The sequence below is a fragment of the Streptomyces sp. NPDC004561 genome, from assembly GCF_053602155.1.
Genome location: NZ_JBSGDB010000294.1, coordinates 1 through 11,514 on the forward strand (window position 1 = coordinate 1; position 11,514 = coordinate 11,514).

Below are 11,514 nucleotides of genomic sequence, written 5' to 3' on the forward strand. Positions count from 1 at the left end.
TGTCTGCGCGGGCGGAGGCTGCTGGGCCTGGAGCGGGCCGTGCAGATGCTGACCGACGACCCCGCCCGGCTCTTCGGACTGCGGGAGCGGGGGCGCGGCCCAGTGGCCGGGCGAACGCAGGCGGTCGACGGGTACCGGTTCCCCTGCCTCGTCGAGGACGGGCAGCCGGGGGGTGTTGTACGTCAGCCCCGGCGGTGACGTGGTCGAGGGCATCCCCGCACGCGTCCGCCGTCAGCAGCGCACAGGCATCCGCGAGGGACAACACCCCCGCCGCGTGGGCCGCCGGGACCGCGCCCAGGCCCTGGCCGAGCACGCGCTCCGGTTTCAGGCCCCAGGACTGGAGGAGACGGAACAGGCGCACCTCCAGGGCGAACGCCGACAGGGCGAGATCGGGGGCGTACTGCCGCATCTCGCCGACGACGACCACGAAAGCGGGGAATTCCTGGACGAGTTGGCCGACGGCGACCGCATCGTGCCCCTGTGCCGCGCCGGTTCGGCAGCCGTCGGCGCCGGGGAAGACCAGCGCCCGCAGGTGTGCACCGGACGCCCCCCTGCGGACCGACGGCGGGGCCGTACGACCCTCCGCGATCTCGGTCACCCGTGCGGCAGGGCCGAGCGGTCCGCGCCGGTCGCCGTGGCCCGGTGCGGGAACGCGGACCGACCCGCGGACAGGGTGAACGCCACGTCCTGCGGGTCGAGTTCGGGGCGGGCCGCCACATGGGCGGCGAGGCGTGCGGCCTGCTGCCGCAGCGCCGTGGGGGTGTGGGCCGACGGCACCCACGGCACCTGGACGTCGGCTCCGCCCGCACACTCGCTGGTACGCCGCCACGAAGGTGCAGGGGGCGGCCGAGGACGCCATAGCGCTCGACCACGCCGACCAGGACACCCTGAATGCCCTGCTCAAGCGCATGTCGGTACACGTTGAGTCTGGACGTTCCACGGCTCGCGGCTGAACCGTCGGCAGCGAGCCGATGTTGATCACCGCATGGCGGCTGCTCGCTTCCTCACTGTCATTACTGTGCGTATTCACAGCCGGGGGACGCAGTCCCTGCAACAGGTCTCGGGCCTTGGGAGGAGCGAGCCGGAACACCACCGCAGACGTCTCACACTGCCAAGGCGTCAAGTTGATGTCCGGTAGCTGTTTTGTGCGTCCCTGTGTTGCGCGGGCCAGGCTTGACGGTCGTTTCGTGCAGTCCCGATACTCAGGTTGGCTCGGTTGGTCGGTAGGACGGCGGAGCGCTGGGTCGTGGGCAACCGGACACGGAACCGGTGGTCGACATCTCAACGTTGCGCCGCTCGACCCGCTGGGACACGAACGTTGTCTCAAGCATGGGAAGTGAGCGATGAAGATCGCCTTTATTGGTGATGTCCATGGGCGTGTGTTGCACGCCCTGGGCGCTGTGATGCTCTTACAAGCGAAGCGTCGGCGGCTGGATGCCGTCATCCAGGTCGGCGACCTGGGTGCCTACCCGTCCGCCGACCGGTTCGATGAACCGAGTCGTCGTTTCCACGAAGACAATCCAGCACAGGGCGACTTCTTTCGCCTGCTGGATCCGTCACCTCGGGTAGAGGCGGGGGTCCGTGCCGCACTCGCTCAGTTGGCTCCGATTCTCTTCCTCAGCGGCAACCACGAAGACCACGAGTGGCTCGCGTCCTTACACGAAAGGTACCGCGCTGATGTCGTGCCGGTGGACCCTTGCGGCGCGTTCCACCATGTTGTCTGCGGGCACGTCCAAGAGGTCGCCGGAGAGCGGGTGGCGTTTCTCGGCCTGATCGAGGCGGTGGGGAAGATGGACTTCGATCAGGCCGCGTACTCGCGACTGCTTGCCACCGAACCTGGCAGCGTCGACGTGCTTGTCACCCACGACGGCCCCTACGGCATGTCCCGCAGCCGGCGAGGCGAGGTGCAGGGCTCAGAGAAGTTGAGCAGGCTCATCGAGCACCTCCAGCCGCGCCTGCACGTCGGCGGCCACTACCACCACGAGAACGGGCCTCGGTACTACGGCCGGACGGCGTCGCACGCGCTCGCCCAGCTGGTCGACCCCAAGAGGGATCGGTGGCAGCCCGAGCCGGTCAATCCCGAACAGCGGATCACGGCAGGCAGCATCGGCCTGCTCGACACCGAGACCTACGCCTTCGAGTACATCCACGACGCCTGGCTCGCCGACATCCACGGTGATGACCTGGACCTGACCTGGGTTGCTGCGATGACCAAAGGTGCGCTGGACCGCTGACCTGCGTGGTCGGGGGTCCTGGCGGTGGTGGTCGGGGCTGTGGTCGTGATGACGCGCAGTGCCTGTCCATCACTGCGTATGGCTGTGCGATGGGAGGTCAGGGGCGGGGTGTGCGCATCCAGCTGGCGCGCCGTTGGTGTTTTGGACGGAGTGCCAGATGGGCGCTGCGGGTCCGTGGTGGAGCAGGCCGGTCAGGGGTGCGGCCATGACGGGGACGGTGCGCAGCAGGGCGGCGGCCGGGTCTTGGGAGGCCTCGTGCAGGGCGTTGATGCGCGTCTCGACGCCGGCGGGGCCGGTGCCGTACAGGACGAACAGCAGCCGCGGGAAGAGCGGATACCGGTGCCGCCAGTCTTCCTGCGCGGGATCGAGTGTCGGCCGCCGCCCGATGGGCTGCGGCGCGTAGGCGTGGAAGCGGCGGTAGCTGCCGAGCTTGGCGGCCAGGCGCTCGGGTCTCATGGTCGCCCGGTCGAACTCCACGAACGCCCGCAGCATCGACCCGCCGTCGCCGTTCGTGCCACGGCTGCGGTAGTAGACGAGGACATCGGGGATGACGGCCTCGCCGCCGCCGAGGGGGGTGGTAGACCTCGGACAGCCAGTCCAGCGGCTCGTGCACGTCCCCACGGCGCCGCGCGTCCTGCAGAAACTGCAACCCGGTCTCGGTCACAGTGAGTGCGTGCCCGATGGCCAAGCGCACGGCGGTCGGGTCCGTCGTCGTCTGCGGAGGCCGCCGCTCACGCAGCTCGGGCCATTCACCGGCCACCTGCATCCCAAAGCTGGTGGGATGACAGACGCGGGTGCGTCCAGCCTGAGGCAGCGTCACACGGCCGACGAGTCCCTCGGCGCGGGGAACAGGCCCGGAGGAACGCGTTCGAGCCCTGCCCCACCTGGATGTTCTGCCAGCTGCGCCCGGAGGCGGTCGAGTTCTTCCGGGGCGGCCCCGAGCGCCGCCACGTACGCCTGGAGTACCGGCGCACGGAGTTCGGCTGGAGAAAGACGCTGGTCGGTCAGCGGCGTGATGACGCACACCAGCGGTCCTTCGGGCAACGCAGGTGGTGGAAGCAGGCTGAGTCCCTCCGTACGGTATGCGAGGTCCTTTCGGACCCCCAGCACACTCTCGACAATGCGGTAGAAGCACCCCTGGCCGCTGCCGGTTGCTGCCAGCGGGTCGCGCCACCCTGCCGCCCGGCTTGTCGTGGTGGCGGAGGCCGTGTTCGGCCACGTCGTACCGGTGATCCCGTGACACTCGTGGCGTGGCTGCAGAACCTCTCAGCCCGGACACGCCCTGCTCGGACGCGGTACAGGCGGCCGGAAGGCCACGTGGAGGACGGCACTCCGCTCACCGCTCCAAGAGGTCCGCGACTGGCTCGCCCCCACCCCGACGACCTCGAACTGCACTGCCTGCCCCCGTACTCGCCCGAGCTGAACCCCGACGTGTTGGTCAACGCCGACCTCAAGCCCAGCCTGCCCAGCCCCATGAGTTTCTGATCAATATGTCGCGAGACTCCGGGTGCACGGGTACGACCCTCCGGCACTCTGTTTCGCCGCAGGTCTGCAGCGTGCCCGGGAGTGCTGTTCTATTCCGATTCTGAGCCGTAGCCGCGGAGTGGCCCACCAGTTTTCGAGCTGGATTCGTAGGTCCGGGGGACAGATTTTGTCACTCGGTTGAAGACTTTCTGTGCCCGTTCTCTGGGAGTTTCTTCCTTACTGTCATTGAATTCCGGGAAGTGTAGATTTGATTCCCTGCTGGAATAGAAGCGTCCGGGACGGACCAGGTCTTTCCCCTCTGCATCCTTCGGCGAGCCGGTTGGATAGAGCTCGGCGAAGCAGCTGGCGCACGGCCTTTTTGTTCCAGCGAGGTGTTCCGGAGTTCTGCCGTTGTTCTTCTTTTTTATTCGCATTTCGGCGTGCGTGCCGTCGCCTCCGTCCTTCGCGATGATTATCCCCGATGCGAGAGCGGTGCGAGTTTTCGCATTCTCTCTTGTTTCATCGTGCTGTATGCCGGACGCTTTTTCCCGGTGACGGTTGATCCTGGAGGCTTCGTCCCTGTCCTCCTGGCTTTTCTGCCCGGTAGCGGGCTTGGAGTTCTCCAGCATGTACCCCAGAAGGTCCGTGACTCCCTCATCGGTCATCAGGTACGACAAGTGATGATTTGAGTCCCTGTCGTTGGCCGCGACGATGATCTCATCATTGGCCCCGATCGCCGCCTGAACCTCGATGGGCTTTCTCCCTGTGGCCAACAGGTAGTGCTTGGTGACGGTAGAGATCCAGCGGAGCCGCTGGACCTCCGGCTGATCCTTGAAGTCCCGGGGTTTCGACTTTTCCGCATGCGGAGTGAAAGCCTCAAAATCCTGCCCCTTGGGTTCCACCGCCCAGCCCGGCGCCTCGCTGAACAGGCGCCGGAGTTCCCTCCGGAACTCGTTTTTCCGGTCCACTGGGTGCAGGCCCCTGATGCGCTCCAGTTCGGACTGTCTTCCCGGGTCCTGCAGACGGTCCCAGTGTTGGGCCATTTCCTCGTCCGAGCTGAGCAGGTCCTCGCTGCTGTCAAGCTCCATGGCGTCGCCCTGCGTGGCACGCTGGATCGGCCCGGTGGCGGCGCTGCCGGCAGAGCGCTGCGCGGCGGTGATGCCGACCGTGGCGGTGTCCGGGTGCGGGGCCTCGTGGTGCATTCTTTGGGCGGTGACGGAGGGGGCGGTCGGGGCGCCCGCGGCGAAGGCTGCGCCGTCCTGGCCGGCCGCCCGCTCAGAGGGCTGGCCGGGGTCGGTGACGGTGACTCCGGCACCGTTGCTGGTGCCTGTCTCCCGCTCACCCCGCAGGTTCTTGTCGACGTGGCTGAGCTCGTGCCCGATGAGTTCGGAGTCTCCGAGCCTGCCAGGAGGCAGAAAGACGTGCGTGCCCACCGTCATCGCCTGGGCCCCCATCGCCTCCGTGGCGCGCTGGGCGACCGGACCGTCGTGGAGGACAGCGGCGGAGAAGTCGTTGTTGTAGAACGACTCCGCCCGCGTGCGGACGGTGTCCGGCAGAGGACGGCTGGGGGAGGCCATCGCCTCGTCCATCAATGTCCGTTGCCTGGCCGGACCGCCCCCGCCGGCCGTCTCCAGTCCTCCGACGTCATGCCGGCCGCCAGGCTTGTCGTGACCGCAGCCCGGCCCGTGGCTGTGCTGGTCCTCCGTCAGCAACCGCGCGACAGAACGGTTGCCCGCTAGACGCTGCAGCAGCATCGCCTCCTGCCCCGACGTCGGCCGCCGCCTCGAAACCCGCGGCTCTGGGCGGCGCGGAACCCGTCCTCCGCTGCCTGTCTTGCCGTCCGGTAATTCCTCGTACGACCGCACCATGCGCTCCTTTACTCGCCACAGCAATGAGGAACCCCGCTCAGCGACGGTCCGGGGCCGGCCCTTTGAGGTTCCTCCTGCCGTTGTACCCGCTCTCCATCCCACCAGGAGCGACCGGAGGGGCACAACAGGGGACAGTGCGCACACCCGTCGGGTCAAGAGCAGGTGTCTGGGCCTGCACCGGACCGTTCGCTCCCGACGCGGTCACCAACGGCACCGGCGTCTGTATCTGCCCACCTCGTGGACCGTTGACCGCGAAAGGTGCCGCCGGGCGGCATCGACGACGAGGTGGGCTTCGAGACGAAGGTGGCCATGGCGAAGGCGATGGTCCGCCGCGCCATCACGGACAAGATCCCGTTTCGGTGGGTGACTGCGGATGCCGGCTATGGGTTCAGCAAGGGCCGGCGGTCGGAGCTGCAGCGGGCGGACGTCTCTCACGTCATGGCCACCACCCGGCACGACACCGTGGTCACCCGATGGGCGATCGACCACCCCGTCCACGACCTGTTCAACGGTCTTGCCCGTCAGAAGTGGAAACGCCGTTCCTGCGGTAACGGGGCTCACGGCCTGCGGATCTCCGACTGGGCCCGCGTCGAGGTGCGGCCGCGGCACCGGCCCGACCGCGCCACTGGGTGATCGCCCGCCGCAGCGTCGCCCGTCCGCAAGAGATCTCCTACTCCCTCGCCTACTGCCCCGCCGAGACGACGCTGGATGACCTGACCCGCATCGCGGGCAGCCGGTGGGCCATCGCGGAATGCTTCCAGTGCGCGAAGCAGGAATGCGGCCTGGACGACTACCAGGTCCGCCGCTATCCCGGCTGGCACCGCCACATGACCCTGGTCATGGCCGCGCACGCCTGCCTGACCGTCCTGCGAGCCCGCGAGCTGGATGCCGGGAGAGCAGAAACGGATCCTCCCAGCTCATCCACCTCAGCCTCGCCGAAATACGACGGCCGATCACCCGCCTCACCGATCACCCGCCTCACCGAGCGCCGGCCCACGACCGTCGAGCACATCCTGCACTGGTCCATCTGGCGCCGACGACGACAACACCAGGCCCGCACCAGCCACTACAGACGACGCGGACACAACCCCTGACCTGGCCATCAGACACGACAGGCACCGTTGCAGGACTAGGCGCCGTTGACTCTCAGGGCCCACCGGTGCACCACCCCGTCGTCGCCCGCACTCGTCAAGAGGGTGCCGTCGGAGGAGAAGGCGACCGCGTGCAGAGGTCTGCTGCAGCCGGTGGGGAGTGCACCCGTCGACTGCCCGGTGGCAGGGTTCCAGAGCCGTACCATTCCGTCGTCGCCCGCACTCGCGAGGAGGGTGCCGTCCGGGGAGAACGCGACCGCCCGCAGTGGTCCCTCGCAGCCGGTGAGGAGTTCACCGACTGGCTGACGGCTCGCCACATTCCACACTCGTACCACCCCGTCGTCGCCTGCCGCGGCCAGCAGAGCGCCGTCGGGTGGCGAGAAACTCACCGCGCGGACCGCGGCCCCGAGAGGGGCGTCAACAGGCTTATCCGCAGGCTGACAGCTCGCCCCGTTCCACAGTCGGGGGCCGCCCTCCTGGCTGCCAGTGGCGAGGTGAACCCCGTCGGGCGAGAATGCCACCGCATACACCGGTCCGTCGTGGCCGATGGGGAGTTCACCGGCCAGCTGGCCGGTGGCAGGGTTCCACAGCCGCACCATCAGGTCGGCGCCCGCGACGGCGAGGCGTGTGCCGTCGTGAGAAAAGGCGACCGCGTGCACGGCCCCGATCTGACCGAAGGGGGGATGGTCGACGGGTTCTCGGGCTGCCACCCTCCAGAGCCGGACGACCCCGTCGGCAATGCCGGCGGCCAAGAGCGTGCCATCGGGTGAGAACTGCACTGTGCAGACGTCCACATCGTGTCCGGTGCGGAACTCACCCACCCGTTCCCGGGTGACGGGATCCCACAACCGCACGACTCCGTCGGTGCTACCGGCCGCCATGAGGGCGTCGACCGGCGAGAGCCCCAAGCAGAAAAGTGAATCCCATTCCGAGGGGAACGGTATGAGCTGTACGGGATGTCCGGTAGCGAGGTGCGCCCAAAGGGCACGCTCGCCCAGAGAGGGCGAGCAGGACGCCCCGGCCGGGACCGTCTGCCCATCGGTTGTGCCCCGCAGCCTGGACGCCCGATCCGGCGCGTCGGGGCGGGCGATCACCGCAGCCGGACCCTCATTGGCTTCGGGCGCTGTCTTCGTGCCGTTCGCAGCGGGTACGTGGCGGGTAGCGGCACGGGCGTCCTCCAAGACGTCCCACCGGTCCTTCCAAACCCGCAACTGGGGGTCACGCCAGTCGGGAGGCTCCACCTCTTCGCCGTCGTCGTACGACAGCAAGGCACGCACGAGCCACAACAAGCGTCCCAGGGAAGCCGGCCCGCTTCGTCCAGTGAACACGCCGCTCATCGAGGCCTTCGACCATGCCGGCTCCTTGCCGCACACCTTCGTCCCGCGTATACGGATGCGGTCGTACGAGGGAGCACGACGGTCCTGCTTCAGCTGTCTGAGGTCTTCTCCCAGCCTTCGCAGCGCTTCCTCATAAATGCCCCGTGCGCCTTCACCGTTACCGCTGTCTGCCACCCCGCCCCCAGCCATGTGCCGTAGGCAGCAGGTTAGGCCCAACAGCCTGAAACGGAACCGAACGCGACGGAACAGTCCAGAGCGCAGACGGGTACGTGCGATTGGCGAATGATCCTCGTGCCGGGGCAGGTGAGCGTCGTACCGGGCCCAGCAGCAGCGTGCCCGATGGCGGCCGGCGCCCCCGGGCACGGCGCCGACGACGGCCTCGGTCCTTTCCGGCGTCTCGCCGCATCACAAGGCTGCCCGATCAAGCAGCGTCAGGCGCGTTCGGTACGCCCCCGCCAAAAGCCGCTGGCGCCGGTGCTGTTATGTGGTTCCTGCTGCTGCGACATCGCCGCCCCGGAGCCGCCATCAGTGCAGGACCCGCTTCGGGCGTACAGCGCCGAACTTGGCAGAACTCCCCTGAACAGCGGTGCATGTTAGGCGGAACCATCTACCGCATCCCGCTGCTGTCCGCATGTTGATCAGACTTTACAAAAGTCGTTCGGTTCTCGCCGGCCAGAGCCTCGAAGACCGCACAGTCGAGACATGACCACACCCACACCTCAGAACCCGCAACCATTCCTGTCCCTGCACACCGCCGTCGTCCTGCTCATCGCATTCGTCATCGGCGTCGTCATGGGCATCCTCACCGCTCTCACCGGTGTCCCCGTAGCCGGGGCCGTCGCTGCGGGACTGACCAGCGCCGGCGCCGGCGTCCCCGTCCTGCGCACTCTCATTCGGTGATCACCCGGAGCAGGCGGGCACTGGCTCTTCGAGCGTGGTTGCCCTGTTCCACTTCGACGACGCCGACGAGATGACTGGCGTGGAGCTGATCACCGACGTCGCCGTCCTGGCGGCAGGGCGGCGTGCCACCCCGGCCGCTTGACCGTCCCAGGACGCCACGGCGGTTGCGCCCCGGCCGGATGCCCCCATCTGTCCGGGAAGTCCACACGCTCACCATCCGGGGGCGCCAAGTCGTCGGCCGCCGCACCACCGGCGCATGGACACACCGCCGTTCCACTGTCCGCAAAATTCCACGACGACGTGCCTGACGGGTACGTACTCTGGCCGCGAAGGTCGTCCCCGCACAGCTCCGCCCGTCGTCGCCCGCCGCGAATTCTCCATCTCCGACCCGCCGCAGGAGCGTCCGTGACGACCCTGCCGCCCGCGCCGCGCCCCTGCGCGTCCTGCCCCTACCGAACCGACGTGCCCTCGGGTGTCTGGTCGCAGGAGGAGTACAGCAAGCTCCCCCTCTACGACGGGCCTACGTGGACTCAGCCCCCGGGGACTGTTCCGGCGTCACCAGCACGACAGCGACGACGACCGCGCCCGCGTCTGCGCCGGCAGGGCAGGCGGCCACGACGGCGGCCACCTCCTCGCCCTGCGGGTCGCCGCGGGTACAGGCGACATCGACCTGGAGACGGCCGAGGCGATCCGGGACTACGTATCGCCAGTACCACTGTTCGCCTCCGGCGCCGAGGCCGCAGCCCACGGCATGCGCGAGATCATCAACCGGACCGGACGGCCGCCGCATCATTGCCAAAATCCGACGCACCCGCGCCGATCAGGGACGGCGGGGCTGACCACAGCAGTGGTCAGCATCGACAAGGCCTTAGCGGATCACCTGCGCAGCGGCGCTACACCGAAGGACCGCACCGGTCGAGGTGCGGCCCTTCGACGCGCCCCGCCTCATTTCGCACAGGGCTCTGCTTGCTCAGGCCAGCGAGAACTTCTGGGCGGCGGAGCCGTTGCAGTCCCAGATCTGCAGGCGTGTGCCGTTCGCGGTGGCACCCGATGGCGAATCGATGCACCGGCCGGTGGTCGGATTGGACATCGAGCCGTCGGCGTCGGCGACCCAATTCTGGTAGCCGCCGCCGTTGCAGTTGGCCAGTTGGAGCTTTGTGCCGGCCGCGTTCACACCGCCTGCGATGTCCAGACACTTGCCCAGCGTACGCAGGGTCTGACCGTTCCAGGTCCACTTCTGGTCGAGCGACGTGGCCTGCTGGCAGTCCCAGAGCTGGACTGCGGTGCCGTCACCACCGGTGTCGTCACCCGCCACGTCCACGCACTTGCCGCCCGGTCCGTAGATCGGGGTACCGATGGCGAACTTCTGGGCGCCGGAGCCGTTGCAGTCCCAGATCTGCAGGCGTGTGCCGTTCGCGGTGGCACCCGACGGCGAGTCGATGCACCGGCCGCTGGTCGGGTTCCGCAGCGAGCCGTCGGGTTGCCGCACCCAAGACTGGTAACCGCCGCTGTTGCATGTGGCGAGCTGCAGCTTCGTACCGGCGGCGCTGTTGCCGCCGGCGATGTCCAGGCACTTGCCGAGGGTCTGCAGGGTCTGGCCGCTCCAGGTCCAGTGCTGGTCCTTGGCCGCCGACTGGCAGTCCCACAGCTGGACCGCGATGCCGTCGCCGCCGGTGTCGTCACCCGACACATCCACGCACTTACCGCCGGGTCCGGTGATCGTCTGGCCGCTGACCGAACCGCCGCCACCACCGCCTCCGGAGCCGGGCACCTTGTTGTAGACGGCCACCGAGTCGATGACCAGCTTGCCGCCGGAGACCGTGGATGCGTTCGGTCCGCCGCCGAAGGCGTCGGGGAAGCCGCCGCCGATCGCGAGGTCGTAGATGATGAAGAAGGGGTGGTCGACCGCGTCGGACCAGGTCGTGGCGTCCACCTGGTTGGCGTTGACGGTGAAGAAGTTGTTCCCGTCGAGGTAGAACCTGATCTGCTCCGGCGACACCGAGCGGTCGATCTCCGCCGCGTAGTCGTGGAAGCCGGTCTGGCAGCCCGAACAGGAGCGTTCACCCGAGCCGATGCCGGTCGACTCGTTGCACGGGCCGCCCGGGTTCACCCCGCAGTGCAGGGTGCTGAAGACGGAACTGCGGCCGTTGATGTCCTCCATGATGTCGACCTCGCCGGACTTCGGCCAGGTCACACCGTCGCGCAGCGGGGCGCCGAGCATCCAGAACGCCGGCCAGTAGCCGGCGCCGTTGGCGGTGGTGACATCGGGCTGCTGGAGGATGGACTCGATGCGTACGACGCCGCCGGCCGGGGCGCCGAAGCCCGCCGACTGGGTCTCCACGCGCCCGGAGGTCCACCCGCTGCGCGCGTCGGAACCCGAGTGCAGGGCCTGGAGCACCAGATGACCCTGACCGTCGTAGTAGACGTTCGAGGTGCTGTTGGTCATCGTCTCGATCTCACCGGTGCCGAAGTTGCTGCCCGGTCCGGTGTCGTACTTCCACAGGCTCTGATCGATGCCGGTGCCGGACGCACCGTTGAAGTCGTCGCTCCAAGTGAGCGTGAAGCCCGACGGTGTCGGGGGCACTGCCGCCTGGGCGTTCAGTGTCGTGGTGACGGTGGC

General features: G+C 68.3%; 9 protein-coding genes and 4 pseudogenes. 7 read left to right on the top strand and 6 right to left on the bottom strand.

What is annotated here, in order from left to right; genetic code table 11:
• A partial coding sequence (locus ACWEN3_RS30545; protein ID WP_452977150.1) for a hypothetical protein occupies positions 1–213 on the bottom strand: 213 nt, incomplete at its 3' end.
• 381 nt (positions 214–594) lie between these two features.
• On the bottom strand, positions 595–777 hold the full coding sequence (locus ACWEN3_RS30550; protein WP_452977132.1) for a CurL C-terminal domain-containing protein: 183 nt from the start codon (positions 775–777) through the stop codon (positions 595–597).
• Between the two features lie 566 nt (positions 778–1,343).
• Between ACWEN3_RS30550 and ACWEN3_RS30555 the strand changes: the two genes are divergently transcribed.
• Positions 1,344–2,234 (top strand): metallophosphoesterase family protein, encoded by an 891-nt coding sequence (locus tag ACWEN3_RS30555; RefSeq protein WP_452977134.1) that lies wholly within the window; start codon positions 1,344–1,346, stop codon positions 2,232–2,234.
• Between the two features lie 69 nt (positions 2,235–2,303).
• On the opposite strand, the gene ACWEN3_RS30560 is transcribed toward ACWEN3_RS30555, so the two are convergent.
• Positions 2,304–2,855, bottom strand: a complete 552-nt coding sequence (locus tag ACWEN3_RS30560; RefSeq protein ID WP_452977137.1) for a replication-relaxation family protein — start codon at positions 2,853–2,855, stop codon at positions 2,304–2,306.
• Positions 2,856–3,122: 267 nt separating this feature from the next.
• On the opposite strand from ACWEN3_RS30560, the pseudogene ACWEN3_RS30565 reads away from it, so the two are divergent.
• Both ACWEN3_RS30565 and ACWEN3_RS30570 read left to right on the top strand, forming a co-directional pair.
• Positions 3,123–3,182, top strand: a pseudogene (locus ACWEN3_RS30565) (hypothetical protein); the annotation flags it as partial.
• Between the two features lie 369 nt (positions 3,183–3,551).
• Positions 3,552–3,719: a hypothetical protein gene (locus tag ACWEN3_RS30570; RefSeq protein ID WP_452977153.1), complete on the top strand. Its 168-nt coding sequence runs from the start codon at positions 3,552–3,554 to the stop codon at positions 3,717–3,719.
• An 89-nt stretch (positions 3,720–3,808) separates the two neighbouring features.
• Here ACWEN3_RS30570 and ACWEN3_RS30575 read toward each other — a convergent pair whose 3' ends face one another.
• A complete protein-coding gene (locus ACWEN3_RS30575; protein WP_452977140.1) occupies positions 3,809–5,452 on the bottom strand; it encodes an eCIS core domain-containing protein in 1,644 nt (547 codons plus the stop codon).
• Positions 5,453–5,777: 325 nt separating this feature from the next.
• Here ACWEN3_RS30575 and ACWEN3_RS30580 point away from each other — a divergent pair.
• A pseudogene (locus ACWEN3_RS30580) lies at positions 5,778–6,513 on the top strand (IS701 family transposase); the annotation flags it as partial.
• A 182-nt stretch (positions 6,514–6,695) separates the two neighbouring features.
• On the opposite strand, the gene ACWEN3_RS30585 reads toward ACWEN3_RS30580, so the two are convergent.
• A complete protein-coding gene (locus ACWEN3_RS30585) occupies positions 6,696–8,168 on the bottom strand; it encodes a WD40 repeat domain-containing protein (RefSeq protein WP_452977143.1) in 1,473 nt (490 codons plus the stop codon).
• Between the two features lie 528 nt (positions 8,169–8,696).
• Here ACWEN3_RS30585 and ACWEN3_RS30590 point away from each other — a divergent pair.
• The 3 genes and pseudogenes from ACWEN3_RS30590 to ACWEN3_RS30600 form a co-directional block, all read left to right on the top strand.
• A complete protein-coding gene (locus ACWEN3_RS30590) occupies positions 8,697–8,894 on the top strand; it encodes a hypothetical protein (RefSeq protein WP_452977145.1) in 198 nt (65 codons plus the stop codon).
• A gap of 405 nt (positions 8,895–9,299) precedes the next feature.
• Positions 9,300–9,407: pseudogene (locus ACWEN3_RS30595) on the top strand (DUF6283 family protein); the annotation flags it as partial.
• Positions 9,367–9,648: pseudogene (locus ACWEN3_RS30600) on the top strand (DUF6283 family protein); the annotation flags it as partial. The pseudogenes ACWEN3_RS30595 and ACWEN3_RS30600, both read left to right, overlap by 41 nt.
• Before the next feature lie 216 nt (positions 9,649–9,864).
• Here ACWEN3_RS30600 and ACWEN3_RS30605 read toward each other — a convergent pair.
• The coding region (locus tag ACWEN3_RS30605) for a ricin-type beta-trefoil lectin domain protein (protein WP_452977148.1) at positions 9,865–11,514 on the bottom strand (1,650 nt) is incomplete at its 5' end.

Bases quoted from the DNA above. Each gene is read 5' to 3' on its own strand.
- ACWEN3_RS30590 (WP_452977145.1), top strand. From the start codon at position 8,697: ATGACCACACCCACACCTCAGAACCCGCAACCATTCCTGTCCCTGCAC.
- ACWEN3_RS30555 (WP_452977134.1), top strand. From the start codon at position 1,344: ATGAAGATCGCCTTTATTGGTGATGTCCATGGGCGTGTGTTGCACGCC.
- ACWEN3_RS30575 (WP_452977140.1), bottom strand. From the start codon at position 5,452: ATGCTGCTGCAGCGTCTAGCGGGCAACCGTTCTGTCGCGCGGTTGCTG.